Genomic DNA, 25,758 nt, shown 5'->3' with positions numbered 1-25,758 from the left:
CGGATTGCCTTCAGCAGGGGTTGAGAGGTTGTTCACCCGACGCATGCCGCCGGATTTCCTCAGCGATCATACGGGCCGCGATGCGAACGGTTGTGGTCGAGGCGCCGGCGATATGCGGCGTCAGCGTCACATTGTCGAGCTTGAGCAAGGGTGCATCCACGGGTGGCGGTTCCAGCCAGAAAGTTTCCAGCATGGCGCCCCGTACATGGCGTGACTTTAGGGCGTGATAGAGATCGTCGTAATTGACCATCGGCCCACGCGCTGTGTTGATGAAATAGGCACCGGCCTTCATGCGGGCGAATTGCGCCGCCGCCAAGAACCCCTTGGTCTCATCAGTCACCCGGGCATGCAGGCTGACGACATCGCTTTCTTTCAGCAACGTATCGAGATCGACCCCGAGCACTCCGTCGGCTGTGTCTTCCGGCGACAGCACGCGGTAGGGATCCGCGACCAGGATGCGACAGCCGAAGGGCTTCAGTAATTTCACCACCCGGGTGCCGATATGGCCGTAGCCGATCAGGCCGACGGTCATCTCCGACAGCTCGGCATCGATCTTGTCGAAGCGATAGAGATCACCCCGCCAGATGCCCTGCCGCAGCGCTTCATGGCCGGCCCGGATCAGGCGCGTTTCAGCAAGGATAGCCGCGATGGTAAATTCCGCCACAGCGGAAGCATTGCGACCCGGCGTATTGACCAGCTTCACCTTGCGATCGCGACAGGCCTGAACATCGATATTGACCGGTCCGCCGCGCGAGACAGCAATCATCTTCAAGTTTGGCAGCTGATCGAGAATGGCGCCGTTGATCGGTGCCAAGTGGTTGATCAAAATATCGGCGCCCTGGACGAAAGCTACCACCTCCGCCGGCTCACCTTGATATTCACGCAGGCCCTCAAGGCCACCGTCGACATAGCCGTGGCGCATCGGTTCATCCGGCCAGGGCAGCTCCTTGGTTCGCACATCCACCGCAAGATCCGGCACTTTTTCCAGCGCGTCCGTGAAAGCGGCTGCCTTCATGAATTTGTCGCCAATAACGGCTACCTTCAATTTAGTCATCAAGAATTCCTGCGTTGCGTGGTGGCGAGATCCGCCCAAACCGGCGGCATCAACTGCCGCGTCTTCTGGTAGATCGGGAAGAGCTGATCAAAACGTGCCTTCAGCACAGCATCTGGTTCGATCGTGCCCCGCAAATTGGGTGTTACCCATTGCTTGACTGCAGCTTCCATATCGGGAACGGCGCCAATTGCCACGGCCGCCATCATCGCGGCACCAGCTGCTCCTGCCTCCTCCCGCACGGTTTCCCGGACCGGCACGCCTAATGCGCTTGCAAGCAGGGTCTTCAAGGCGCGGGACCTCTTGGCCCCGCCCGCCACCCGGATTTCATCCGGCAACTGACCCATGGCCGCATAACAATCGCGCGCCGCCAGGACCAGGCCGTCATAGACGCTGCGTACCAGCTCGGCAAAGCCGGTCCGGTTGGTAAGACCGATAAATTGTGCACGTGCATAGGCGTCGACGAACGGTCCCCGCTCGCCTGCTTCATGGATGTAGGGATGATAGATAGGCGTTTGCGCCCCCGCATCCAGCACCTGGGCATCGAAAATCGCCAAAGCGTCCTGGCGTGTCACTTCCTTGCCCAGCATGCGGGCAGCGTCGCGGCCGACGTCGACAATCCAGTCGATGTTGAGCGTCGCTGCCATGTTGGACTGCATCTGGGCAGCCGCATTCGCAACCGGAAAAGCCATGGTGTAGCCACTGGGTTCGGGTGCAAGATTCAGGGATGCGGCATCAGATACATAGCGCATATGCATCGCCGTCGATCCGACGATCGAGCAACCGACCGATTTGCCGGACTCATATAGACCACCGCCCAGCGCCGTACACACAACGTCCACCGCCCCCAGAGAAACCGGCAGGCCCAGGGGCAGGCCCGTCGCCTTGGCGGCTCCGGCCGTCAGGCCATGAGTGATCTTGCTGCCATCGACGATCTCCGGCAGCAGGTTTCGCCGATCTGCAATATCGAGCCAGTCAAGGATTTCAGGTTGATAGGCGCGGGTGCGGAAATTGCCGAAGGTGAAGACACCTTCGCTGACATCGGTCACCCGCTTGCCGGTGAGACCCAGATAGAGCCAATCCTTGCAATGATGCGCCGTGGTCGCCTTGTTCAGCACCTCCGGCATGTGGCGTTGCATCCAGGCCATCTGGGCGCTTTGCGAGCAGGCGTTCAGGCCGCAGCCGGTATAGGCATACATCCGGCGACGAATACCACTGGCTTCCTGCTCACGCACCAGATCGGCGGCCCTGGAATCAAGCCATAGCCAAGCCGGCGCGACAGGACTGCCATCGCGATCGACCAGCCAGGTGCCGTCGCCTTGCCCGGTAACAGCAAGGGAGGCTGCCCGGTCCTTCAGGTCCGACGCCTGGTCCGTGAGGTCACGCAGAACATCGACCGTATCCAGCCATGTCCGCGCCATGTCCTGCTCGACAGCACCACCGATACCGGTCTGGTAGGCATTGGGCCTTGATGCCGCAGCGATTTGATTGCCGGCAAAATCGAACACCAGCGCCTTGATCACCGACGTCCCGGCATCGACAGCGATGATGAGGTCGCGCTCCATGCGTCAGTGTCCCCGCACGTTCAGGCCATGCGCCAAGGCACGACCCGATTCCGCATCGAAGAGGTGAATGGCCGACGCCGGGAAATGCAAAGCCAGCGTCTGGCCGATATCTGTTTCAATCGGCCGTTCGGTAACACAGACGACACTGGTGCCGGCGACATCAAGTGAAATATGGCTCTGATCACCCAGCCAATGATTGCTGATCACCCGCCCGATTGCCACGCCGTCGTGCCCGGTCTCTGAGTGGCCGGTACAGATCTCAATGAGATGTGGCCGAATGCCGACGCCGATATTGCGACCAAGAACGCTATCCAATGACGGCGCCTTCAAGGTGAATGCCGGCTGCCCACCTGCACCCAGACCGTCTATCCTGAGATATCCATCGGACATCGCTACCTTGGCGTCAAAGATATTCATCGGCGGCTCGCCAACGAAACTAGCGACAAACAGATTGCTGGGGTTTTCCTTGATTTCCGCCGGCGTGCCGAATTGCTGCAGCTCGCCCTTCTCCATGACCGCAATCCGGTCGGCAAGCGCAATAGCCTCAGTCTGATCATGCGTGACGAACAGGGTCGTCATCTTGTGTTCGATCAGATAGTCCTTCAGCCGCGCCCGCACGATGGCGCGCAATTGTGGCTCCAGCTGCGACATGGGCTCATCCAGGAGAGAGACCTCGGCGCGCCGGATCAAGGCTCGGGCCAGAGACGTCCGTTGTTGCTGCCCGGCAGAGATGACGGTTGGATAACGATCGAGGATATCGCTGATCTCCAGAAGTTCCGCGACCTGCCTGACCCGAGCGTTGATGTCGGCGGTGGCCTTGCGCTCACGCAGCAAGGCAAAGGCCACATTCTCCCGCACCTTCAAAGGTGGATAAAGCGAGTATCCCTCGAACGCCATCGCGACACCACGCTGTGACGGTGGCAGATTGTGGATTTCCTGACCACCAATGCGGATGGCCCCCTCCGTCACCTCTTCGAATCCGGCCACCATGCGCAACATGCTGGTCTTGCCGCAACCTGAGGATCCCAGCAAGGCCACGATCTCACCATCCTTGATATCCAGCCGCACCTTCTTGACCGCACGGATCGGCGCCTTGGCCCGCGGGGCGTAGGTTTTGGAGATGTCGTCGAGCAGCAGGCTTGCCATGGGTTTCGTCCTCAGTTTACGCGGGGCGCGATGCGCTGCCCATCCGCTGCATCAAACAGCAGGATGTCTTGCGGTGAGAATTTCACCCAGACTTTGCGGTGCCCACGACCGAACTGAGCCGCTTCATTCTCCCCTACGGTCGCCAATACCTCTTCGCCAGCCGGACCGCGCAGATAGAGGACGCTGCGGACGTTAACAGGCATGACGGCGTCGAGGTCGAATTCGATGCTATCCGGCAGCGGATCACCACTGACCGCTACATGCTCCGGCCGCAATCCGGCAACAAGATCGCGCCCCGTGGCGTGGGCGAAGGCATTGGAAACCACACTCGCACGGCCGAAAACATGAACCTGGCTGCCTTGCCCGGTTGTCTCCAGCCTGCAGGGCGTCAAATTGATGGTCGGGTCGCCAAACAGGCGGGCAACCTCAAGCGAGACCGGCTCACGATAGATGACCGTGGGCGTCGCCCATTGTTCGATCCGCCCATTGCGCAAAACGGCGATGTGGTCGCCCAGCGCCATAGCCTCTTTGTAATCCTGGGTGACATAGATGACGGCGCTGTTATAGGTCCGCAGCAAGCGTGGCAGCTCGAGGCGCATTTCATAGCGGAGCTTCGCATCGACATTCCGCAAGGGATCGTCGAGCAGCAGTACTTTGGGTTGCCCGACCAGCGCCCGTGCCAAGGCCGTACGCTGCTTCTGGCCATTCGAAAGTTCCCGCGGCGCGTGCCCCAGCACATGATCGATCTTCAACATGCGCGCAATGCCGGTCACCTGTTCCTGCAATCGGCCGGCTGGCGTGTTGCGTGCAGTAAGAGGGCTGGCGATATTGTCGAATGTCGTGAAGTGCGGAAACAAGGCAAAGTTCTGGAACGCCATCCCGACATTCCGGGCATCGGGTGACGCATCCGTCATGTCTTCACCGTCGATGGTGACCTGCCCGGCGTCGGCTTCCTGCACCCCGGCAACAATGCGCAGCAACACAGTCTTGCCGGTACCCGAGGGACCGAACACGACAACGATTTCGCCGGCCTTCACCGACAGCGAGATATCCTCCAGCACGGTACCGGATTTAAAACCCTTGGAAATGTTCCTGATCTCAAGGCCCGACATGGATTACCCCTTCACCGCGCCAAGAGACAGACCTTCAACCAGGTACCGCTGCGCATAGAGGGCAAGCAGCAGGGTTGGCGTCACCGACAGCACAATCGCAGCAGCGATCTGCCCATACTGGATGCCAGACGCCGTCACGAAGGCCAAGGCTCCCACGGTGACTGGCTGCTTCCCCGCCGAGGCAAGAATCAGGGCAAAGACGAAATTGTTCCAGGCAAAGATGAAGGCCAGCAACCCTGCCGCGGCAATTCCCGGTCGTGCCAGAGGAATGGCAATCTTGCGGAACGTCCGCCACCAGGAATGACCGGCGATGCGATAGGCATTTTCGATGTCCGGACTGATATCCTCGAAATAGCCGCGCACGATCCATAGAATCAGCGGCAGGCAAATCAACTGATAGACCCAGATCAAGCCGATATAGGTGTCCGTCAGTCCCAACTGCTTGAAGAACAGGCTGAGCGGCAATAGAACCAGCAATGGCGGCGCAAAACGGAACGACAGCAAGGTGAACGCGATATTTTCCCCCAGCCGGAACTTGAAGCGTGCGAACGCATAGGCAGCCGGCACACCCAGTGCCAGGGACAGCAGAACCGAACAGGTCGAGAGCAGCAGACTGTTGCCAAGGTTGCGCATGAAGGCGATATCCAACGACCCGGCTGCCGTTTCCAACCGCCCAGTCAGCAGCGCTGCATAGTTCTGCAAGGTCGGCTCGAAGAACAGGCTCGGCGGGATACGCAGGATGTCTTCATTGGTCTGGAACGACATCAGCAAGATCCAGAAGATCGGAAACAGAAAGAACAGCAGCACCGCGACGATGAGGACGCCACGGATTGCTTTCTCAAGGGTCGAATGCCGTTCCATAGCGTTTCCTCAGGCCGGTCCATGCGCACGTTCGCGCAGCTTCAGCCAATGCTTGATGAAGAGATTGGAGAGCGCATAAGTGATCGCCCAGAGCACGATCAGCAACGCGGCCGACCTGCCGACATTCGTGTATTGGAAGAATTCAAGATAGGACTGAACCTGGAACACCATCAGTGTGTCACCCGGACCGCCCTGGGTCATGGAATAGACGATGTCAAACTGCTGCATGGAATCGAGCAGCCGGAACAAGGTCGCCGTGATGATATAGGGCATCAGCATCGGCAGCGTGATCCGGAAGAACACAAACGATCGCGGGACACCGTCCAGCGCCGCTGCCTCAAAAGGTTGCTTTGGCAGGGACCGCAGCCCCGCCAACAGCAGGATCATGATGAACGGGGTATAAACCCAGACATCCACTAGAACGACCGTGAACAATGCTGAGGACGGATCGGATGCCCAGCGGAAATCTGTGAAGCCGATCAGGCTCACCAGATAGCTGAGAATACCGAAGTTCGGATTGGTCATCAGCTTCCACATCAAGGCTGCCAATGCTGGCGCCGTCATCAACGGCAGCAGCAACATGATCGAGGCCGCATTGTTGAGCTTGGTCGGGCGGACCAGCAGGAGTGCTATACCCAGGCCCAGCAACAGCTCCCCAGTCACCGTGACCAGGGCATAGGTCAATGACACCTGGACGGTGTTCCAAAAGGCGCCGTCGCTGAGAAACGAGATATAATTGTTGAGCCCGATAAAGCCCTTCATCGCCGGCAGGTTCAGCCGGAACCGCAGGGTCGAGTAGTAAACGGCGGTGAAGAACGGCACCAGAATGCCGATGCACACTAGAAGCGCCGGCAAGCTGAGCAGATATGGCAAGGCACGCCGCAGCGACCAGCGAGGTTTTCGTTTCGGACTTGCGGCGGCGGTCATGCTCTCGTGAACCAGATCCAATGACGTCATGGTGATGTACCCGGATGACAACACATCCGAACCTTAAAAGGTTGCGGCAGAGGTGACCCGGCATCGGCCGGGTCACCGTCAACCATCACAAAGTGTCAGCCTCCGATGCCCGCATCGGCAAGCTGTTTATCGATGCTAGCTGCCAATTGGTCGAGGCCTTCATCGATCGGAACTTCCTTGGCAACCATCTTCTGCAACGTTTCGGCCCATTGCGTGGTGAGGTCGAAGAACAAGGGCTGTGCCGTGAAGTAGATCTTTGCACCCGGCGCCGAGGTATCATGCTGGTTGAGATACCCGGGATAGGATTTATCGATACGGCCGCGGAATTCCTCATCTTTCCAGACAGAGGCACGAACCGGGTTCACGAAATCCATCTTGCGGGCCCCGAACAGATCATGCTCGACGGACGCTGCCCATTGCATGAAGTACCAGGCCGCGTCCTTCTGGCCGGAGAAGCTGGACATGGCCAATGACCAGATCCAGACATTGGGCGTTGGCGCCGTCGCGGCTGGGTTGGCGGCAAAGGGCGCGTAGTGGATGTTGCCCTTTTCCTTATTGTCGCCGCCATTCATGAAATAGCCAAGAATGTCAGCGTCAAAGATCATCGCAGAAGCGCCCGCACCGAGATCGGTGCCGACCTGATACCAGGTGTAGGTCGACCAGTTCTTCGGCCCGGATTCCTGGATCATCTGAACCCAAAGCTTGTGATAAGCCTTGGATTCCGCGGTATTCATCGCAGCCTTCAATTTCCCGTCGGTGACCGTGAAGTCCCGCTGACCATAATTCGAATAGCCGGACAGGAAACCCGGGTGGATCGAGGCCCATGAGCGCGAACCACGTACGCCGATACCATACGCACCACCAGCATCCTTGGTCAGTTTGGCGGCAACACCAACCATGTCTTCGAGATTTTTGGGCGGCTGGACGCCGACCTTGTCGAAGAGCTTCTGATTGTAGGAGAGATTGTTGAGCTCATAGCCCCATGGAATGCACCATTGCTTGGCATCTGCCGAGCCGAGCTCGCCGCCGGGAACGCCGTTCCAAGAGGTCGATGCACGGAGGCCCGGCAGAACGTCATCCCAATTGAAGGCAGGGTTGGTCTTGGCCGGGTCCTTGATGTAGGTGTTGAGATCTTCGATCCAGCCGGCCGGCCCATAGGTCCAAGTCATATAGGCGCCGGTCATGAAGGCATCATATTCGCTGGATCCGGACGACAAGGCCGCCGTCACCTTGTCGAAATAGACGTCTTCCGGGAACACGTCATAAGTCACGTCCATGCCGGTCAGCATCTTGAAATTCTCAAGATCGGCCACCATGGCGTCGACATAAGGATGCTTGTTGAGCAGCAACTTCAATTTGGTGCCGCTGTATTTCTTCCAGTCGAAATCGGCCGCCATCGCCTGGCTCATCGCCTGGCTGACCAGAAAGCTTGTGGCTGCCACACCCAGGCCCAATTGACCGGCCCGTTGAATCAACTCCCGACGCCCGATTTGCTTGCGAACAAAGGCGGCCGCCAGATCATGCCCTTTCTCAAACATGGTACTGTCTCCTCTCCAGGATTTTTATCGCTTGGCCATTTTCTTTCCGGCCGCAACGTCGCCGCCGTCGAGACTGTCGACAATGGCTTTTGCAGTCGCTTCATCCGTGATCAGGCCTTTAATCACGTGACTTTCCAGAACAGCTTTAATCGCCTCGGTCTTGTCGGCGCCGCCAGCAATGGCGACGACTGATTTTCCCTTGATTTCCTCAAGCTTGAGCGCCACGGCGCGATCGTTGAGTTCGGCAGCGACCGCATGGCCATTTTTGTCCAGAAAGCGGCCGATGACTTCGCCCACGGCACCCGCGCGCTTGACTTCACGCAGTTCCTTGTCTGTGACCGTGCCGGTCGCCAGCATATGGGCATGCACGCCGACTTCACCGATGCCGACCACATAAAGTTCGGCAGCCCGGGCCAATGAAAACACGTCTTTCAGGCCCTTTTGCGCCAGCAATACTTTCTTGTCGGCGATGCTATCGGCGAAAAAAGGCGCTGGCATGAAATAGCATTCGGCCCCCGTCACCTCGACCAACCGATGGATGACATCGAACGGATTGGCGGCGGCATGGCGCGTGAGGCTGCCCAGCAAGGACACAAATCGCACGTCCGGCCGCGCGATCCGCGGTAGGTAGCGCACCACTTCATCGAGTGTGCGACCATGGCCGATGCCGATCAGCTTGACGTCGCCGCGCTCCAGGACACCGTGGAGGTAGTGCGCACCGGCAGCCGCCAGGGTGCGGAGTGGTAAGGTGCCATCATCCACGGTCGGCGAGACTGAGCAGAAGTCGAGCTGCCAATGGGCGGTGATCCGGGCTTCCAAGGCCACGCATTCGGCCGCGTTGCCTTCGACAAAAACTCGCACCAAGCCGGCCTCGGTCGCTTCCGCGATCAGGCGATTGATCTTGACGCGGGAGAGACCGAGCTTCTGCGCGATCTCTTCTTGCGTATAGCCACCAATGAAGGAAAGCCAGGCGGCTCGTGCCGCAAGGCTACGCTCGTTTCCCTGCACCTGGACGCTTCCTCACTGTCGAGTTTCTTGTATTGAACTTTAGTTCATGTCTCGTACATGTGTGCAGCATGGCGGCAGTCGGCCCGCTTTGTCAAGCAGGTGCGTGCAGGGCAGATACCAAAGTCGGACACAGCGCAGCGGCGGCGCTGTCGAGGCGAATTGAACCGCGAGCCTTTACAGAGCGTTATGCCAGGGAGGCAGGCGCTATGGCGCAGCGCACAAATTGCGCGGGCGGCAGGGTGGCAAGATCCTGATCTTAATGCGCCAACAGCATCGGGACCTTGGCTTCGGTCAGCATGTGGCGCGTGACGCCACCCAGCAGCATCTCGCGCAGCTTGCTGTGGCCGTAGCCACCCATGACGACCAGGCCGCACTGTGCATCGGCCAGGGCTGCCAGCAAAGCTGTCGGGGTGGATTCCGATGGTCCCGGTATCCGCCTGGTGCGGGCATCAATGCCACGCATGACCAATCTTTCGACCAGTTCCGTAGCATCCGGGCCGTCGCTCAAGCCCGCCGTCACGACCACGGCGCTGCCACAGGCCGCCAGCAAGGGCATGGCATCACCGACCGCGCGCGCTGCCTGCAGGCTGCCGTTCCACATGATGGCGACCCGCCGGGCGTCGAGCTTTTTCATGCCGCGCGGCACGCACAGGACCGGCCGGCCGGTATCGAAGAGAGCCGATTCCACGATCGTATCCTGGGTGCGCGATCCACCAACGGTCGGCTGGGCGACCACGATCAGGTCGACCAGGCGGCCATATTGCATCATGGCGCTCTCATAGGTGCCGTCATGCTGGCGCCAGGAGGCGGTCGGCTGCCCGTTCGAGGATGTAATATTCTTGCCCGCGTCGAACTCTGTCCGAACGGCGTGGCGGTCGCTCCAGTCGGCAAAAGCACGCTGCGCTGCCATCTGGCGCCGGTCGATATCCTGCTTGATGCCGACAATGATATCCGACGTCCCCAATCCGTTGATGCCGTCGATGATTCCAGCAAGGACCAGATAGGGATCGAGCCGCGGGTGTAGCACTTCGATATGGCTGTCATAGATGCGCGACAGCTCGAAGGTCACATCGAGCACATCCTCATCGGCCGGCGCCCCCGTCACGACAGCCAGGATGACCCCCTTTTTCATTGCGGGATCCTCATCACCGATCGAGAATTACGTCGATATTCTGGGACCTTGCCCAACATTTAATCCATCCAAGCGCATTGGCCGCATGTAAAGACGGTATTCTACGACCCCAAGGCCCTGGGGTTCTTGATTTAGGTCAGGCCCGTTCACAAAAAAGCATGCTGTCTCGCAACACCTCAATCCTCGTTTCCCGGCGTGGATGGTGGCGGGTCGTCAAACAGGATTCGCTGGGCAGCACCGTCAAGGTCATCGAACTGGCCCGACCGCATCGCCCACAAAAAACCACCCAGCCCAAGCCCGCCCAGCATCAAGGCGATGGGAATCAGGAAAAGCAGGACTGTCATGCCTGTTGCCTCATTGGGTTTGATATCGGGCGTTCTGCCTTCAAGCGACCGATACGCAAGGCATTCAGCACCACGATGATCGATGAACTCGACATCGCCACGGCGGCGATCAACGGCGTCACCAATCCCATGATCGCCAACGGCACCGCTGCCAGATTGTACGTCAATGAGATCACAAGATTCTGGCGCACCAGCAGGTCCGCCTGCCGGGCGGCAGCGACGGCCAGCAGGGCAGGTGCCAGATAGTCACCCTGGAAGACAAGATCGGCAGCATTCTGGGCGATATCCGCCCCGCTCGCCGGCGCCATGGACACAGAAGCCGCCCGCAGGGCCGGCGCGTCGTTGATGCCATCCCCGATCATCAGGACATGCTTGCCCTGGGCACGGAGCTCTTCCAGCCGGCGCACCTTGTCAGCCGGCAATTGCTGGGCGCGCCAGGTTTCGATGCCGGCCGCGGCCGCTGTCGCCGCCACGGTTGCCATGCGGTCGCCCGAGCAGATCTCAACGGGGCCGAGCTTCCGGAGATGCTCGATCACAGCAACCGCGTCGCTGCGCATCGGATCGGCAAACTGGAAGGTCGCCCCCTGCCCGTTCGGCCCGACGAGCCAAAGCGTCAGTGCCGTCGAGAAAGTTTCCTGCTCGCCGGTGAATTTAGCGCTGCCAAGGCGCCAGATGCCATCGGGCCCATGCCACTCCAGGCCCTGCCCCGGCATTTCCAGCACATTTTCGACAGCAGCGACCAATCCCGCCGCCCGGCGGAGTGCAACCGATAGCGGGTGCCGACTATTACAGGCGACGGCCGCCGCCTTTGCCAGCATGGCGGGGTCACTGCAGGATTGCAGGACCGGTCGGCCGATGGTCAGGGTTCCGGTCTTGTCGAGCAGAATGTAATCGACCTTGCGCAACCGCTCGAGCGCGTCCGGCGCCTTCATCAGCACCCCAGCCTTCAGCAGGCGCTGGCTGGCGACGACCTGGACGGCTGGCACCGCCAGCGCCAATGCACAGGGGCAGGTGATGATCAGCACCGCGATCGAGATCAGCAGGGCATCCTGCCAGGCCATGCCTCCCAGGAATACCCAGGCAACAAAGGTCACCAATGCCGTGAGATGGACAACCGGCGAATAGAAGCGCGCGACCCGCTCGGCAATCCGCACGAAGCGGCCGCGGCGCGCCTCCGCAGCTTCCATCAGGCGGATGATGTCGGCCAGCAGAGTCGATTCGCCGACCTTCTCCACGGCGATGGTCAACGGCACCTCAAGGTTCAGCGTCCCGGCATAGACATCCATTCCCGGCACGATATCGGCTGGGATGGATTCACCGGAAATCATCTGCAGGTCGACCCGGCTGCTCCCGGCTATGACTTTGCCGTCGGCCGGAATGCGGCCGCCGGCAGCTACCAGCACCCGTTGGCCGGCCAAGAGCTGGCGCGGCTGCACATCCTGCAATGCGCCATCGGTTCCAATCACCGTCGCCGCTTCCGCATTCAAGGCCAGGAGCTGTTCGGCCGTGGCGCGTGCGGCCCGCCGCGCCCGGTGATCGAGAAAGCGCCCGATTAACAGGAAGAACAACAGGGTGACGGCAGAATCAAAATAGGCATGCTGGCCGCCAGTAAAGGTCTCGAACAGGCTGAGGCTTGGTGCCAGGATGACCGCCAGCGAGATCGGCACGTCCATGTTCGTACGCCGGGCCCGCAGCGCGCCCCAGGCTGACCGGAAGAACGGCCGGCCGGCATAGGCAATCGCGGGAATGGCAATCATCGCCGAAACCCAATGCAACAGGTCGCGCGTCGCGGGATCGGCTCCCAACCAGACCGATACCGAGAGCAGCATGATGTTGCCGGCAGCAAACCCGGCGACCGCCAGATAGCGCAACAGCTGCTTGACCTCAGCTTCCTCACGGCCGGCGAGACAGGTCGGGTCGAGTGGTACCAACCGATAGCCCAGCCGCTGTACGCCGGTCACCAGAATGGCGGGGTCGACTGTCTTTGCCTCCCAGACAATGGTAAGGCGCCGTGTCGTCAGGGCCACGCGGGCATTGATGACACCCGGCTGCTGCAACAGAAACTGCTCAATCAGCCAAACGCAGGCGCCACAATGCAGGCCATCGATCAGAAGCGTGATCTCGCGGCGATCGGCATCCAAGGACCGCGTCCATGCCGCCAGATCGCTGACCAGATGGTCATCGTCCGGCCTTGGCTTCCGCTGTGTGACGTCGAGGATGCGCCGCTGGTAATAGGCGCCAAGGCCAAGGTCACCAATCAAATGATGTGCGGCCGCGCAGCCGGGACAGCAATATTTACCAGCCCCATCGACGTCGTTGCCGCAATGCAGACATTTGCTGGCATCCGGCCGGGCGGAGACAGGCTGCAGGATCATTGCAGGAAGATCCTTTGCACCTGTTGCCAGGCCGTATCACCGGACCGCGCGCTGATGCGCAATTCCCAATTGCCCAGGCCTTTGGGCGTGAAGGCCGCGCCATAGCGGCCCTCACCGAGGTCGGTAAGCTTAAGCGAGGTATCCATGCCGGCATTGGTCGGGCGCACGAGGACCGCTTGAACCTGCAACGATTTGACCGGCGCCCCCATGCGATCTGTCACCAGGATCTGCAGCTGCCTTTCCGCAGTCTTGCCGGCCGTAATCGTTGGCTCGGCATACCAGCCAGTCCGCGCATTGTCGGCCGCTGCAGCCAAGGCCTGGTTATAGTGCAGCCCCTTTTCATAGGCGCTGTCCGTCTCCAAACCGCTGAAGCTCCTGACCGCCTCGAAAATAAGGATACCATTCACCGCAATGACGATGAGGAAACCGAGAACAAACAATCCCGGCACCCACAAGGCGCGCCTAATCGGCTGGGCCGCTGAAGATAGCGTCATGACTGCTTCTTTCATGTGTTGCCTGGTCCTCGATGGTCACGGTGATAGGGGTCGATTTTTCCGACAGGCTGCGGAGCGGGGCATGGAGCAGCAGCCTGAAGGTGCCGACGGAATCGCCCGGTACGGTCACGATATTGCCGGCTTGCCCGATCAATTTGGCCTGCACCTGGTCGATGCCGGCGACATCGACCGTGTAGCGCCCAGGCTCACGCAGCATGTTGAGGATTTTGATGCTGTAGCCGTTCTGGATGCTGCCGTTGCTCAAACGCACAAAGAGCGGCGACCGGTCGGCTTGCAACGACACTTCTACCCGCGCCCGCCAGCCCAGGGACATGGCCATTGCCGCCGCAATGAAGAGAATGACGACCCCATAGAACATGGTGCGAGGCCTGATGAAGCGCTGGTGTGTCGGGCGCCCCGCCGCCCGTTCGGCCTGATTGTGGAGCGAGTCATAGGTGATCAGCTCGCTCGGCCGGCCGATTTTGGCCATGACACCGTTGCAGGCGTCGATGCACAGGCCGCAGCCGATGCAGGCGAGCTGCTGGCCCAATCGAATATCGACGCCGGTAGGGCACACATGATGGCACAGGCCGCAATCGATGCAGTCGCCCATCTTTTCACCCGAAGCTGACACTGCTTTGACCTTGCCACGCGGCTCACCACGCCACTCCTCATAGGTCACGAGCAATGTCCGCTCATCGAACATCGCAGCCTGGAAACGAGGCCAGGGGCACATATAGATGCATACCTGCTCTCGCGCCCATCCGGCGAGGAGATAGGTCGTGCCGGTAAAGAGGGCAATGAACCCATATTGCGTGGCACTTGCCTGACCGGTGAAGACCTCGCGCACCAGGGTCGGCGCATCACTGTAGTACATGGCCCAAGCACCGCCGGTAAGCAGCGCAATGAGCAGCCACACGCTGTGCTTGGCTAGCTTGAGGACAATTTTGTGCGCGCCCCAAGATTCCTTGTCCAGCTTGATGCGCTTGTTTCGGTCACCCTCGATCCAGCGCTCAACGAACAGGAACAAATCCGTCCACACGGTCTGTGGACAGGTAAAACCACACCAGACACGCCCCAGCAAAGCAGTGGCCAGGAACAGGCCGAATGCTCCCAGCATCAGGAGGCCAGCGAAATAGTAAACCTCCTGTGGCCAGATCTCGATCCAGAAGAAGTAGCCGCGCCTGCCGGTAAGATCGAGCAGGACGGCCTGATCCGGAACGCCCGGGCCGCGATCCCAGCGTAACCAGGGGATGATGTAATAGAGCCCCAGCAGGACACCCAGAACCAGCCATTTGATCAAGCGAAAGCGGCCGAAGACCCGTTGTGGATATATCTTCTGCTGCGCAGCAAAGAGGCTTTTGGTCGTGATGTCCTGCGTGGTCATTTTAGATCAGGCATTCTGTGCATTGCGCTACCTATTGCCCGCCGCTGAGGCTGTGCACATAAATCGTCACCATCTTGATGCGCTCATCGCTGAGGCGGCCCTGCCAGGCCGGCATGACGCCGTGGCGCGGCGAATTGATCTGCGCTGCAAACGCCGTCCGATCGCCGGTAAATTGCCAGATGTTGTTGGTCAGAGAAGGCGCGCCAAGTTCCGGTTTGCCGCCCGCATTCTCGCCATGGCAGGCGACACAATTATCAGCAAAGATCTTGGCGCCGCGATCGCGGGCAGCGGCATCGACCTCGGCATTCGTCAGAGACGCCACATACTCCGTGACATCGGCAACTGCCGCTTTATCGAGAATGCTGTCGGCGCCAAAGCGCGGCATTTGCGACTGGCGCGTCCCTTCGTCGTCCGGCGAACGGATCCCATGACGGACAGTCTGTTCGATATCGGCAAGCTTGCCACCCCAGAGCCAATTATCGTCGGCCAAGATCGGATAGAATTTCTGCCCCTGCCCGCCGACACCGTGGCATTGCGCGCAGTTCTCATTGAACACTGCTTGGCCGCCCGCCAGAGAGAAGGCAAGAAGCTGCGGGTCTTTCTCGATTTCCTCGACACTGATAGTCGAGATTTTGTCGGTGAATTCCTTTTGCGCAAAGGCCGCGGCGCTAGCCTCCGTATAGTAGTCGGCATGAGAGTTGTAGCCGAGGACACCCTTGGTATAATTGCTCAATGACGGCCACGCCGGATAGAAGACCGTGTAACCCAGGCCGTAGATGATGCAGGCATAGAAGACCAGCAGCCACCAGCGTGGCAGCGGGTTGTTCAATTCCTTGATGCCATCCCATTCGTGGCCAGTGGTTTGAACGCCCGTGGCGTGATCACGCTCGATTTCAGCCATGATCGTTCATCTCCTCAGCATCGTGTCGAAAGGGTATCTGGGCGCAATCGGCGAAGTAGTCCTTGTTCCGCTTGCGATAGGCGTAGAAGACGATGACGCCGAAAATGATCAGCAGCCAGACGACCCAGAGTTCGCGCGCCAGGCTGGAAAGTTCATGCATCGTCATGGCTGACTCCCGTCACCGGCCGCATTGGCGGCAGTGTTGAGTTCCGGCCGATAGGTCGTGAAATCGACCATCCGGCCGAGTGATTGCAGATAGGCGATAAGGGCGTCCATCTTGGTGATCTTGGTGGGATCGCCGTCCAGATCGCCGATGGCGGCCTTGGGGTATCGCTGCAGCAGCTTTTCCGTATCCGCATCGGGCGTCGCTTGCGCCACCATATCGGCGGTCGCGTCGGCGATCATGTCGTCGGAATATGGCACGCCAACCATCTTGAGCGCCTGCAGGTCAGCACCGATCCGCGACGGGTCGACCAGTTCGGTCGCCAGATGCGGATAGGTCGGCATGATCGATTCCGGCACGACGGAGCGTGGATCGATCAAATGCGCCACCTGCCAATCGTTGGAGTATTTTCCGCCAATGCGCGCCAGATCGGGTCCGGTTCGCTTCGAGCCCCATTGGAACGGATGGTCATAGATGCTTTCGGCAGCGAGATTGTAATGACCATAGCGTTCAACCTCGTCGCGGAACGGGCGGATTTGCTGGCTATGGCAATTGTAGCAGCCCTCCGAGATGTAGACGTTGCGGCCAGCCAGTTCGAGTGGGCTGAGGGGACGAACGCCCTCGACCTTTTCGATCGTCTCGCCGATGGTGAACAAGGGAACGATTTCCACCAACCCGCCGATGGCGATTGTCAGCAGGATGCCGACCAACAGGACGATGGAATTCGTTTCGAAGCGTTCGTGCTTAATCATGGCAAGCCCCTTTCCGGCTTCAGGCTTGCGCAACGGCGACGACGCCGATGCCACGTTCTTGCCGGACATCGCCACGCATTGTCCGGATCAAATTGTAGGTCATGATGATCGCCCCCACGAGGAACAGGACGCCGCCAAATCCGCGCACCACGTAATAGGGATGCATCGCAGCCACGGTTTCGACGAAGGAATATTGCAGGAAGCCAAGGCTGTCATAGGCGCGCCACATCAGGCCCTGCATGATCCCCGAGATCCACATCGAAACGATGTAGAGAACGATCCCGAAGGTCGCGACCCAGAAATGCCACTCAACCAGACGCGAGCTATAGAGACGCTCACGCTTCCACAGAACCGGCACCATGTAATACATCGCACCGAAACTGACGAAGGCGACCCAACCCAGCGCGCCCGAATGCACGTGGCCAATGGTCCAATCGGTATAGTGGCTAAGCGAATTGACCGCTCGGATCGACATGACCGGACCTTCGAAGGTCGACATGCCGTAGAACCCGATCGAGGTGACCAGGAAACGCAGCACCGGATCGGTCCGCAATTTGTCCCAGGCACCGGACAAGGTCATCAATCCATTGATCATGCCACCCCAGCTTGGCATCCACAGCATGATCGAGAACACCATGCCAAGAGACTGGGTCCAATCCGGCAGCGAAGTGTAGTGAAGATGGTGCGGGCCGGCCCAGATATAGAGGAAGATCAGCGACCAGAAATGGACGATCGACAGACGGTATGAATAGACTGGCCGGTTCGCCTGCTTTGGCACGAAATAATACATGATGCCAAGGAAGCCGGCGGTCAGGAAAAAGCCGACCGCGTTGTGGCCATACCACCATTGCAGCATAGCATCCTGCACACCGGCAAAGAGCGAATAGCTCTTGCTGCCCATGAATGAGACCGGCATCGCAAGGTTGCGGCCGACATGCAGGACCGCGATGGTCAGGATGAAGGCAAGATAGAACCAATTGGCGACATAGATGTGCGGTTCCTTTCGCTTCATCAATGTGCCCAGGAAGATCAGCAAATAGACTACCCAGACCAGGGTCAGCCACAGATCGACGTACCATTCCGGCTCGGCATATTCCATGCCTTCGGTAATGCCGAGGACATAGCCGCTTGCGGCAAGAACGATGAACAGCTGATAGCCCCAGAACAGGAACTCGGCCAGCAGCTCGCCCCCGAACAAGGTGGCGCGACAGGTACGCTGGACGACGAAGAGACTGGTGCCCAGCAGAACGTTGCCGCCGAAGGCGAAGATCACGGCCGACGTGTGCAATGGACGCAGGCGCCCGAAAGACGTCCATTCCAGGCCGAGATTGAGGGCTGGGAACGCGAGTTGAAAGGCGATGAACACGCCCGCCAGGAATCCGACCAGTCCCCAGACCATGGAGGCGATCGTAAACTGTCGGATAACGCGCTCATTATAGGATTGGGCCATATACGCCCCCGTGCTTGTCATGGAACGTTCCTTCAGATTTCAGGGCTTCCGGCGGGAAGCAAAAGCACAATGACGCGGAACAGCATCAGAATGGCGAAGCCGGCAAGGCAGGCACCGAAGAGTTGGAAGGCTAGATCAACCGCATGGGCGGTCACATAGATGCCAAGCAGTGCGAGAATTCCCAGAACAACGATCATGATCCAGCCGGATCCGAGGCTTGGCCGGCCGGTGTCGGCACGGGGGTTTGTCATGGCATCGGGTCGTGCTTGAGAAACTTCATTCATGTGTTGGACTCCACCAGGTCGCGATAGGCATGCCAGCTGGCATGGCCGATGAGGGGCATGGTTACGATCAAGCCGATGCAGAAGGTCGCGATCCCGGCGACCGTAAAGAGCGCAATGAGTGCCGCCCAACCGATGAGGACGCGCCAATTGACCAATGTCGCGCAGACCGATGTCGTCATGGCGCGCAAGCTTCCGCAATCGCGCTCCAGCAACATCGGAAAGGCGACAACGCTGATGGCAAAGGCGATAGCGGCCAGAACACCACCGGCCAACGTGCCGACGATCAGAAAGGGCAGGCCCTTGGTGGAAAACAAGATGACGTCAACGAACTGTTCCCAATCGGCTGCACCGCTGCCAAAGAAGCCGGCATAGATCAGCATCGCGATGCGTTCCCAGGCGAGATGCAGGAACATCATCAGCAAGCCCATGGTAAGGAGTTGTCCCGCCCGCGGCCGCCAGCAAAGTGCAATATCGATGATGTTGAGAGGCAGGCCCAGTTCGAGCCGCCGGCTGATATCATAGAAGGCGACGGCCAGCAGGGGCGCGATAAAGAAAAAGCCGGCGGCCAGGGGAAAGGAATATGGCCGCAGATCGCTCTGCCACAGGCCGAAGACAAGAAGCGCACTCAGGAGCGCAATCGCAACGCCGAAGGCCAGGCTGACGACGCCAGCGCGCTGGAAGTCCTGCCAGCCGCGCAGCAGCCAGCGCCACGGCTGCTCGACGGTCACCATATTGACCGGCAATTCCAGATCGACTCCGATGATCGACGTATAACGGACGCCGGTCGGGTCGCGGGGAGCGGTGAATTTTCCCATGTTCTTCAATTCCCTGGCCCGGCTGCGATGGCAAAGCCGAGTCCCTTCCTGTCGCCAAGGTTACCGATTGGGGCGCAACGGGCGTTGATTTAGATCAATGAACCGAAGGGGCTGCAGGCTCATGAAGAGTGCCTATCGCGCAACAATCCCGGCGTTCAATGACATCCATGCTGGAACTGGCATCAAGCCTCGGGAGCCATTGCCTGATCGCCGTGCAGGACCATGGATCACTGCTGCTCAGCATGTTCCTGGCCGGCCTGGTGGGCAGTGCCACCCATTGTGTCGGGATGTGCGGCCCCTTTGTGGCGGCGCAGTCGATCGAGCTTGCCGGTCGCCAGAATGCAGCCGAGGCGACCACTTGGCGGCGGCTCACCGGCAGCGCGCTGTTGCCGTATCAGTTCGGACGCTTGACGACCTATATGAGCCTCGGCGCCGTGGCATCCCTGCCAGTCAGCCTGGGCAGCCAATTTCTCTCTCTCAGCCTGCTGCCATCCTTACTGCTATGGGCCGCGGCCGGGATTTTTCTCGTGCAGGGCCTCACCCGATTGGGCGCCCTGCCGGCGGTGGGATCTGGCACCATTTCGATCGCAAATGCGTCTTGGTCGCAACTCCGTTCGATGGCGGCGCTGCGCGATTTTACGCGCACCCTCTTTCGCCAACCGGTCGGTCTGCGCGGCTATCTGCTGGGCGTTCTGCTGGGCTTCCTGCCCTGCGGACTGCTCTATGGCGCCCTCATCATCGCAGCGGCAACGGCCTCGCCCCTGACCGCCGCGCTGGCGATGTTAGCCTTTACCCTGGGGACTTTTCCCCTCTCCTGGGCGGTTGGATATGGGAGCCGTTTTGCCACGGTGCGGTTCCGCAGCAAGACCCGCATCCCTCTTGCTTTGTTGATGATTTTCAATGCCATCCTGCTGGCAGTCCTCGGCCTGCAGGCGATCGGCGTGTAGGCAAGCGCGGCGACCTGCCGCATACGTAGATCTACGTAAGTATCACCCCTAACTACACGATTCCGCGGGGTCGCCGTTTAATGGCGTTGTCCGGAACCGATGTCCGGGCTTCGCCAGGATAGGGGATCCAATCATGCCTGCTACTGCGCTATTCAACTGGAAGAATGATGATGCCAACGTCTGCCACGCGATGCACGGTGCCTTGCCGTCGCTGCTGGCTCGTGGGCTGACGCCGCAGGACATGATCCGGGTCAACGCCGCCCGCCCCACTTTCTGCACGCTGGAGCCGGGACAATCGCTCTATTACCAAGGTGATGATTGCCGCAACATCTACCTGCTCCTTGATGGCTGGGCATTCCGTCACCAGATCCTGGAAGATGGCCGCCGCCAGATTCTCGACTTTGCCCTGCCCGGGGTTGTCTTCGGCCTGCCGGGATCTGGGGTGATGTCGCACAGCCTTGAAACCTTGACCGGCTGCACGTTCAGCGTCTTCACGCGCGAGCGGCTGTTCGACCTCATGCGCGATGTGCCGGCGCTTGGCTTCCGGCTGCTGGAAAATCTGGCCGATGCGGAGGCGCGCGCCTTTGAGCATCTGACAAGTGTCGGCCGGCGTACGGCCAAGGAACGGGTGGCGCATTTGCTGCTCGAACTGGTCCTGCGCATGAATGCGCCGGTTTCGGCGTTGCGCGACGGCACCATGACCCTGCCCTTGATGCTGCCCCATATCGCAGATGCCCTTGGCCTTACCAGCGAGACGGTCTGCCGAGCGCTCTCGTCCATGCGCAAGGACCGTATCGTCGTTCTGCGCGGGCAGAAGTTGGACGTGCTGGACCTGAAGCGCCTGGCCGCGGCGGCGGGCGTCGATTTGGCGCAAGACACGGACCACAAAGCCAGGGCCGCACGGGCGGAACTGCTTGCTTCCTGAGCTGGAATGCGCTCGAGAACCCGGAGGTTCCTGAGAGTATCAGCAAGGGAATTTGTCCGGTGACGATCCGCAATCTCAACAGCCTGTTTCGTCCGCGCTCGATTGCCTTGATTGGCGCCAGCGATCGACCAGGCGCCTTGGGTTATGTCCTGGCCCAGAATCTTTTGACGAGCGGCTTTGTCGGCGACATCACCCTGGTCAACCCGAAATACTCATCCGTGCTCGGACACCCTTGCATCGCGGACGCCGCATTGCTGACCAGGGCCCCGGATCTTGCCGTCATCGCCACCCCCGCTGCCACCATTCCAGCCCTCATCGCGACCCTCGCCGCGCACGGGACGAAGGCTGCGGTCATCATCAGTGCCGGGTTTGGCGGTCCTGAAGGCAGCGTGCTCAAATCCGCAGCCTTGCAGGCGGCCAAGCCGCATCTGTTGCGCATCCTCGGCCCAAACGGCCTGGGTCTGCTCGTCCCCGAGATCGGACTCAATGCCAGCTTTGCCCATCTTGCGCCGAAGAAAGGCACCATCGCGCTCCTGGCGCAATCGGGTGCCATCCTCACGGCAGCGCTTGATTGGGCGGCCGCACGGGGCATCGGCTTTTCGCATCTCGTGTCCATGGGCGAGATGCTGGATGTCGATTTCGGCGACATGCTGGACTACCTCGCCGACGACCCACACACGTCGGCGATCCTGATTTACGCTGAAGCCATCACGCATGCGCGCAAGTTCGTCTCCGCCGCCAGGCGTGCGGCCAGACTCAAACCCGTCATCATCATCAAGGCGGGCCGTCACGCCGAGACGGCCAAGGCCGTCTCCTCTCATACCGGTGTTCTGGCTGGCAGTGACGCCGTCTATGACGCCGTTTTCCATCGGACCGGCCTGTTGAGGGTCGACGATCTCGACGAATTGTTCGGTGCCATGGAGACACTCGCCTTGATGCGGCCAACGAAGGGCGATCGCCTGGCCATTCTGACCAATGGCGGTGGTGCCGGTATTCTCGCGGCCGACGCCTTGGTCAAGCATGGTGGCAGGCTGGCAGTCCTGCAACCATCGACCATTGCGCAATTGGATCAGGTTCTGCCGGCCGGCTGGTCGCGGGGCAATCCCGTTGACATTATCGGTGACGCCGCCGCTGACCGCTACCGCGCCGCACTCGACATTCTTATCAAGGATGACAATGCGGATGCCTTTCTGATCCTGAACAGCCCGACCGCGATCACCTCCAGCCTCGCGGCAGCGGAGGCGGTGGTCGGCAGCCTGGCTGGACAAAGAACATGTGCATTTACAAGTTGGGTCGGTGAACAAACCTCCCGCGCAGCGCGCCAGAAATTTGCCGAAAATCATCTTCTCAGCTACGAGACACCAGAGCAGGCAGTCCGTGCCTTCATGCATCTGGTGACATTCCAGCACAATCGTACGCTGCTAGCAGAAACACCCCCCTCCCTGCCGACCGAATTCTCGCCGGCCCTGGACGATGCCAAATCGATCATCAGTCTAGCCTTGCAACAAGGCCGGGACTTCCTGACGGCACCCGAATCGCTGGCGGTCCTGCGTGCCTATGGTGTTCCAACCGCGGCTGAGACGATCGGCCGATCGCCGGCGGATGCCCGCACCGCCGCCGCGTCGATTGCCGGCCCGGTCGCACTGAAGCTTCTATCGCCTGATATCACGCATAAATCCGACGTCGGCGGTGTCATCCTCAATATAGAGACGCCGGAGGAGGTCGAAGCTGCGGCCACGGCAATGCTGGCTGGCGTGCGGCAGAAGCGGCCGGATGCTCGAATAGAGGGCTTTACGGTATCGGCGATGATCGATCGAACAGGCGCCCATGAGTTGATTGTAGGCGCAACCGTTGACCCACAATTCGGTCCCATCATTCTCTTTGGACAAGGCGGCATTTCAGTCGAAGTCACGGCCGACCGCGCCCTGGCCTTGCCACCACTCAACCTCAAGCTCGCCCATGAACTCATCGCCAATACGCGCGTATACAGACTTCTGCAAGGTTATCGCGATCAGCCACCTGCGGCGATCGATGAGATCGCGCTAACTATCCTGAAAATCTCCCAGATCATGGTCGATCTTGGCGACATCGTCGAACTCGACGTCAATCCGCTTTTGGCGCGTCCAGACTCCGTCCTGGCATTGGATGCCCGCATCCGCGTCAAGAAGGCCGATGCCACCGCCACATCCCGCTTGGCGATCAAGCCATATCCGAAAGAGCTCGAAGAGACGGTGACCTTGCCCGATGGCACAGCTTTCCGGCTGCGACCGATCAGGCCTGAGGACGAACCGGCCATGCTGGCAGCCTTTGATCTGCTTTCGGCTGATGCCAAGGAGCAGCGCTTCTTTCGCGCCATGGCACGGGCCTCGCACGGCATGGTCGCCGGCTTGACGCAGATCGACTATGACCGCGAAATGGCCTTCGTGCTGACGTCACTGGATCCTGCCGAACCGCCACAGATATTTGCCGACGTTCGCATTCATATGGATCCCGATCGCGAAGGGGCCGAATATGCGATCATCGTCCGTGACGATGTGGCCGGGCGGGGGCTAGGCAGCCTGCTCATGCAAAGGATTCTTGCCTATGCACGGTCTATCGGCGTTCAGCATATTTTCGGCAAGGTGCTTATTCACAATGAAAGAATGCTGGCGATCTGCCGCCGGCTTGGCTTTTCACTGCGGGCCGAACCGGAAATGCCGGCCATCCTTCACGTCGCCAAGGACCTATGAGACTTTGAGAACATCGAGTTCCATGGCCATGCGGACCAGTTCCGGCAGGCTCTTGGCCTTCATCTTCTCCATCACCCGCGCACGATGGATTTCGACGGTCCGAACACTGATATCCAGCACATGTGCAATGATCTTGTTGGGATCACCGGCAATCAGGAGATCGAAAACTTCCCGTTCGCGCGGCGTCAGGCTTTCAAAACGGCCCAACATCTCCGGGCTGGCTACCTGTTTGTTGTGACGATTCGCGCTCTTTCTGATCGCTTCGGTGACGCTGGCAAAAATGGATTCATCTGTAAACGGCTTCTCGACAAAGTCGGACACGCCGGCCTTCATGGCACCGACAGCCAGGGGAACCTCACCATGCCCAGTCATGATAATGACCGGAACATCGATTTTGGCTGCTATGAGGGCATGATGCAGTGCCAAACCGTCCATGCCTGGCATGCGCACATCGGTGACGACGCAGGCCGGTAGTTTCACCTTGCACCGATCCAATGCCGGCTCCGCAGCCGCGAATGACTCGACCTCAAATCCGGCCGACTCAAGCAGGATGGCCAAAGAATCCCGAACAGCGTCGTCGTCATCGACGATGTAAATCAATGTCATGCCAACTTCCCGTCCGTCTCGTGCGCGATTGGCAGCGCTATGTAGAAGACAGCGCCGCGTTTTGCATTCGGGCTGGCCCAAAGACGACCACCATGCGAATCGATAATCGTCTTGCAGATGGAAAGGCCGAGCCCCATCCCACGCTCCTTGGTCGTGACGAATGGCTGGAACAGCTGCGCTTGCACCTTGGGTGCCAGTCCAGGGCCACTGTCGCTGATCGAAATCTGGGCGGTATCGTCATCCACCAATGTCGTGGTGACGACCAAGTCACGCGGCAACGGATGATCAGCCATCGCTTCAAGGCCGTTGCGGATGATATTGAAGACCACCTGCTGGATCTGGACCTTGTCGATAAGGACCGGCATGGCAGCATCGCTCAGGTCCCAGCGAACATTGATACTGGCTTCCTTGGCACCAACCAGAGCCAGTGCTGTCGCCTCTTCCACTGTCTTGTTCAGCTCTTCGATCTGCCGTTCCGCCTCGCCCCGCCGGATGAAGCTCCGCAAATGACGGATGATCTCGCCGGCGCGCGCGGCCTGCACGACAGCCTTGTCCATCACCTCCAGAATCTTCGGCGACACCGGTTCTTCCTGTGCCTGCAGGAGGCGCCGCGTTGCCTGGACATAGTTGACGATGGCAGCGAGCGGTTGATTGAGCTCATGGGCCAAGGTCGAGGCCATCTGCCCGACATCACTCAGGCGCGAGACATGCAGCAGTTCCAGCTGCAGTTCATGTAGCCGGTTCTCGGTCAGCTGTCGTTCGGAAAGGTCGCGGATGAAGCCGGTAAAATGACGGCGCCCACCAATCATCGCCTCGCCCACAGAAAGTTCGATGGGAAAGGCACTGCCATCCTTGCGTTGCCCGACGACCACACGGCCGATGCCGATGATGCGTCGCTCGCCCGTTTCCAGATAGTGCCGGATATAGCCGTCATGGCGGTCACGGTAGGGAGACGGCATCAGGATGCTGATATTTTTCCCCTGGACTTCCTTGGATGCGTATCCAAACAAGCGTTCGGCAGCCGGGCTGAACGATTCGATGAGGCCTTTTTCGTCAATGACCAGGATGGCATCAGGCGCCGATTCCAGGATCGACTGCAGGCGTGCTTCGCGATCGCGCAGCATTTGCTCGTTCGCCGCATCCACGGCCGTATCCTCTGGCACACTCGACATCATCGTCCCCCTTATAGTTCAATAGTAGTATAGAGCGATAGCTG

General features: G+C 59.8%; 24 protein-coding genes. 3 read left to right on the top strand and 21 right to left on the bottom strand.

The annotated features are described in order from the left end of the window. Positions 1 to 10: 10 nt before the first annotated feature. The 19 genes from AC1DWZ_RS11045 to AC1DWZ_RS10955 all read right to left on the bottom strand — a co-directional run bounded on the left by AC1DWZ_RS11045 (position 11) and on the right by AC1DWZ_RS10955 (position 19,335). Positions 11 to 1,054 carry a 2-hydroxyacid dehydrogenase gene (locus AC1DWZ_RS11045; protein ID WP_477168937.1) on the bottom strand — a complete coding sequence of 348 codons (1,044 nt, stop codon included), beginning with the start codon at positions 1,052 to 1,054 and terminating at the stop codon, positions 11 to 13. Further along, a complete protein-coding gene (locus AC1DWZ_RS11040; RefSeq protein WP_477168936.1) occupies positions 1,054 to 2,616 on the bottom strand; it encodes an FGGY family carbohydrate kinase in 1,563 nt (520 codons plus the stop codon). Before AC1DWZ_RS11040 ends, AC1DWZ_RS11045 begins: the two co-directional genes overlap by 1 nt. Positions 2,617 to 2,619: 3 nt before the next feature. Then, positions 2,620 to 3,762, bottom strand: a complete 1,143-nt coding sequence (locus AC1DWZ_RS11035; protein WP_477168935.1) for an ABC transporter ATP-binding protein — start codon at positions 3,760 to 3,762, stop codon at positions 2,620 to 2,622. A gap of 11 nt (positions 3,763 to 3,773) precedes the next feature. Further along, positions 3,774 to 4,874 (bottom strand): ABC transporter ATP-binding protein, encoded by a 1,101-nt coding sequence (locus AC1DWZ_RS11030; protein WP_477168934.1) that lies wholly within the window; start codon positions 4,872 to 4,874, stop codon positions 3,774 to 3,776. Positions 4,875 to 4,877: 3 nt separating this feature from the next. Continuing rightward, positions 4,878 to 5,735, bottom strand: a complete 858-nt coding sequence (locus tag AC1DWZ_RS11025) for a carbohydrate ABC transporter permease (RefSeq protein ID WP_477168933.1) — start codon at positions 5,733 to 5,735, stop codon at positions 4,878 to 4,880. Between the two features lie 9 nt (positions 5,736 to 5,744). Then, positions 5,745 to 6,692 (bottom strand): carbohydrate ABC transporter permease, encoded by a 948-nt coding sequence (locus tag AC1DWZ_RS11020; RefSeq protein ID WP_477168932.1) that lies wholly within the window; start codon positions 6,690 to 6,692, stop codon positions 5,745 to 5,747. A 95-nt stretch (positions 6,693 to 6,787) separates the two neighbouring features. After that, a complete protein-coding gene (locus AC1DWZ_RS11015) occupies positions 6,788 to 8,230 on the bottom strand; it encodes an extracellular solute-binding protein (RefSeq protein WP_477168931.1) in 1,443 nt (480 codons plus the stop codon). Between the two features lie 24 nt (positions 8,231 to 8,254). After that, the gene (locus tag AC1DWZ_RS11010) at positions 8,255 to 9,238 is read right to left on the bottom strand and encodes a sugar-binding transcriptional regulator (protein ID WP_477168930.1); all 984 of its coding nucleotides are present in this window, start codon (positions 9,236 to 9,238) and stop codon (positions 8,255 to 8,257) included. A gap of 256 nt (positions 9,239 to 9,494) precedes the next feature. After that, positions 9,495 to 10,370, bottom strand: a complete 876-nt coding sequence (locus AC1DWZ_RS11005) for a universal stress protein (RefSeq protein WP_477168929.1) — start codon at positions 10,368 to 10,370, stop codon at positions 9,495 to 9,497. 176 nt (positions 10,371 to 10,546) lie between these two features. Then, positions 10,547 to 10,714, bottom strand: a complete 168-nt coding sequence (gene ccoS, locus AC1DWZ_RS11000; RefSeq protein ID WP_477168928.1) for a cbb3-type cytochrome oxidase assembly protein CcoS — start codon at positions 10,712 to 10,714, stop codon at positions 10,547 to 10,549. Next, complete coding sequence (locus AC1DWZ_RS10995; protein ID WP_477168927.1) at positions 10,711 to 13,089, bottom strand: heavy metal translocating P-type ATPase; 2,379 nt, start codon at positions 13,087 to 13,089, stop codon at positions 10,711 to 10,713. Before AC1DWZ_RS10995 ends, ccoS begins: the two co-directional genes overlap by 4 nt. Beyond that, complete coding sequence (locus AC1DWZ_RS10990) at positions 13,086 to 13,583, bottom strand: FixH family protein (RefSeq protein ID WP_477168926.1); 498 nt, start codon at positions 13,581 to 13,583, stop codon at positions 13,086 to 13,088. The genes AC1DWZ_RS10995 and AC1DWZ_RS10990 overlap by 4 nt, the downstream gene beginning before the upstream one ends. After that, entirely contained in the window at positions 13,552 to 14,970 is a 1,419-nt protein-coding gene (gene ccoG / locus AC1DWZ_RS10985; protein WP_477168925.1) for a cytochrome c oxidase accessory protein CcoG, read from the bottom strand. Before ccoG ends, AC1DWZ_RS10990 begins: the two co-directional genes overlap by 32 nt. A 31-nt stretch (positions 14,971 to 15,001) precedes the next feature. Further along, the gene (gene ccoP / locus AC1DWZ_RS10980; protein ID WP_477168924.1) at positions 15,002 to 15,871 is read right to left on the bottom strand and encodes a cytochrome-c oxidase, cbb3-type subunit III; all 870 of its coding nucleotides are present in this window, start codon (positions 15,869 to 15,871) and stop codon (positions 15,002 to 15,004) included. Next, the gene (locus tag AC1DWZ_RS10975; RefSeq protein ID WP_477168923.1) at positions 15,864 to 16,037 is read right to left on the bottom strand and encodes a cbb3-type cytochrome oxidase subunit 3; all 174 of its coding nucleotides are present in this window, start codon (positions 16,035 to 16,037) and stop codon (positions 15,864 to 15,866) included. The genes ccoP and AC1DWZ_RS10975 overlap by 8 nt, the downstream gene beginning before the upstream one ends. Next, a complete protein-coding gene (gene ccoO, locus AC1DWZ_RS10970) occupies positions 16,034 to 16,786 on the bottom strand; it encodes a cytochrome-c oxidase, cbb3-type subunit II (protein ID WP_477168922.1) in 753 nt (250 codons plus the stop codon). The genes AC1DWZ_RS10975 and ccoO overlap by 4 nt, the downstream gene beginning before the upstream one ends. Positions 16,787 to 16,805: 19 nt before the next feature. Then, positions 16,806 to 18,236 carry a cytochrome-c oxidase, cbb3-type subunit I gene (gene ccoN / locus AC1DWZ_RS10965; RefSeq protein WP_477168921.1) on the bottom strand — a complete coding sequence of 477 codons (1,431 nt, stop codon included), beginning with the start codon at positions 18,234 to 18,236 and terminating at the stop codon, positions 16,806 to 16,808. A gap of 32 nt (positions 18,237 to 18,268) precedes the next feature. Beyond that, a complete protein-coding gene (locus AC1DWZ_RS10960; protein WP_477168920.1) occupies positions 18,269 to 18,520 on the bottom strand; it encodes a hypothetical protein in 252 nt (83 codons plus the stop codon). Continuing rightward, on the bottom strand, positions 18,517 to 19,335 hold the full coding sequence (locus AC1DWZ_RS10955; protein WP_477168919.1) for a DUF2189 domain-containing protein: 819 nt from the start codon (positions 19,333 to 19,335) through the stop codon (positions 18,517 to 18,519). The genes AC1DWZ_RS10960 and AC1DWZ_RS10955 overlap by 4 nt, the downstream gene beginning before the upstream one ends. 158 nt (positions 19,336 to 19,493) lie before the next feature. Between AC1DWZ_RS10955 and AC1DWZ_RS10950 the strand changes: the two genes are divergently transcribed. The 3 genes from AC1DWZ_RS10950 (at position 19,494) to AC1DWZ_RS10940 (ending at position 23,936) form a co-directional block, all read left to right on the top strand. Next, positions 19,494 to 20,282 (top strand): sulfite exporter TauE/SafE family protein, encoded by a 789-nt coding sequence (locus AC1DWZ_RS10950; RefSeq protein WP_477168918.1) that lies wholly within the window; start codon positions 19,494 to 19,496, stop codon positions 20,280 to 20,282. 133 nt (positions 20,283 to 20,415) lie between these two features. Further along, the gene (locus AC1DWZ_RS10945; RefSeq protein ID WP_477168917.1) at positions 20,416 to 21,207 is read left to right on the top strand and encodes a Crp/Fnr family transcriptional regulator; all 792 of its coding nucleotides are present in this window, start codon (positions 20,416 to 20,418) and stop codon (positions 21,205 to 21,207) included. Between the two features lie 59 nt (positions 21,208 to 21,266). Beyond that, positions 21,267 to 23,936, top strand: a complete 2,670-nt coding sequence (locus AC1DWZ_RS10940; protein ID WP_477168916.1) for a bifunctional acetate--CoA ligase family protein/GNAT family N-acetyltransferase — start codon at positions 21,267 to 21,269, stop codon at positions 23,934 to 23,936. On the opposite strand, the gene AC1DWZ_RS10935 is transcribed toward AC1DWZ_RS10940, so the two are convergent. Then, positions 23,931 to 24,542 (bottom strand): response regulator transcription factor, encoded by a 612-nt coding sequence (locus AC1DWZ_RS10935; protein ID WP_477168915.1) that lies wholly within the window; start codon positions 24,540 to 24,542, stop codon positions 23,931 to 23,933. The genes AC1DWZ_RS10940 and AC1DWZ_RS10935 overlap by 6 nt on opposite strands. Then, positions 24,539 to 25,687 (bottom strand): two-component system sensor histidine kinase NtrB, encoded by a 1,149-nt coding sequence (locus AC1DWZ_RS10930; RefSeq protein WP_477168914.1) that lies wholly within the window; start codon positions 25,685 to 25,687, stop codon positions 24,539 to 24,541. Before AC1DWZ_RS10930 ends, AC1DWZ_RS10935 begins: the two co-directional genes overlap by 4 nt. Between the last annotated feature and the right edge of the window lie 71 nt (positions 25,688 to 25,758).

This window comes from Dongia sp. P2_B8 (genome assembly GCF_056404715.1).
This window is presented reverse-complemented; position numbering and strand designations above follow the sequence as displayed.

Bases quoted from the DNA above. Each gene is read 5' to 3' on its own strand.
- AC1DWZ_RS10955 (WP_477168919.1), bottom strand. From the start codon at position 19,335: ATGGGAAAATTCACCGCTCCCCGCGACCCGACCGGCGTCCGTTATACG.
- AC1DWZ_RS10945 (WP_477168917.1), top strand. From the start codon at position 20,416: ATGCCTGCTACTGCGCTATTCAACTGGAAGAATGATGATGCCAACGTC.
- AC1DWZ_RS11005 (WP_477168929.1), bottom strand. From the start codon at position 10,370: ATGAAAAAGGGGGTCATCCTGGCTGTCGTGACGGGGGCGCCGGCCGAT.
- AC1DWZ_RS11035 (WP_477168935.1), bottom strand. From the start codon at position 3,762: ATGGCAAGCCTGCTGCTCGACGACATCTCCAAAACCTACGCCCCGCGG.
- ccoP (WP_477168924.1), bottom strand. From the start codon at position 15,871: ATGGCTGAAATCGAGCGTGATCACGCCACGGGCGTTCAAACCACTGGC.
- ccoG (WP_477168925.1), bottom strand. From the start codon at position 14,970: ATGACCACGCAGGACATCACGACCAAAAGCCTCTTTGCTGCGCAGCAG.
- ccoN (WP_477168921.1), bottom strand. From the start codon at position 18,236: ATGGCCCAATCCTATAATGAGCGCGTTATCCGACAGTTTACGATCGCC.
- AC1DWZ_RS10935 (WP_477168915.1), bottom strand. From the start codon at position 24,542: ATGACATTGATTTACATCGTCGATGACGACGACGCTGTTCGGGATTCT.
- AC1DWZ_RS10995 (WP_477168927.1), bottom strand. From the start codon at position 13,089: ATGATCCTGCAGCCTGTCTCCGCCCGGCCGGATGCCAGCAAATGTCTG.
- AC1DWZ_RS11015 (WP_477168931.1), bottom strand. From the start codon at position 8,230: ATGTTTGAGAAAGGGCATGATCTGGCGGCCGCCTTTGTTCGCAAGCAA.
- AC1DWZ_RS10950 (WP_477168918.1), top strand. From the start codon at position 19,494: ATGACATCCATGCTGGAACTGGCATCAAGCCTCGGGAGCCATTGCCTG.
- AC1DWZ_RS11020 (WP_477168932.1), bottom strand. From the start codon at position 6,692: ATGACGTCATTGGATCTGGTTCACGAGAGCATGACCGCCGCCGCAAGT.
- AC1DWZ_RS11040 (WP_477168936.1), bottom strand. From the start codon at position 2,616: ATGGAGCGCGACCTCATCATCGCTGTCGATGCCGGGACGTCGGTGATC.
- AC1DWZ_RS10975 (WP_477168923.1), bottom strand. From the start codon at position 16,037: ATGACGATGCATGAACTTTCCAGCCTGGCGCGCGAACTCTGGGTCGTC.
- AC1DWZ_RS10990 (WP_477168926.1), bottom strand. From the start codon at position 13,583: ATGACGCTATCTTCAGCGGCCCAGCCGATTAGGCGCGCCTTGTGGGTG.
- AC1DWZ_RS10960 (WP_477168920.1), bottom strand. From the start codon at position 18,520: ATGAATGAAGTTTCTCAAGCACGACCCGATGCCATGACAAACCCCCGT.
- ccoS (WP_477168928.1), bottom strand. From the start codon at position 10,714: ATGACAGTCCTGCTTTTCCTGATTCCCATCGCCTTGATGCTGGGCGGG.
- AC1DWZ_RS11025 (WP_477168933.1), bottom strand. From the start codon at position 5,735: ATGGAACGGCATTCGACCCTTGAGAAAGCAATCCGTGGCGTCCTCATC.
- AC1DWZ_RS11030 (WP_477168934.1), bottom strand. From the start codon at position 4,874: ATGTCGGGCCTTGAGATCAGGAACATTTCCAAGGGTTTTAAATCCGGT.
- AC1DWZ_RS11045 (WP_477168937.1), bottom strand. From the start codon at position 1,054: ATGACTAAATTGAAGGTAGCCGTTATTGGCGACAAATTCATGAAGGCA.
- ccoO (WP_477168922.1), bottom strand. From the start codon at position 16,786: ATGATTAAGCACGAACGCTTCGAAACGAATTCCATCGTCCTGTTGGTC.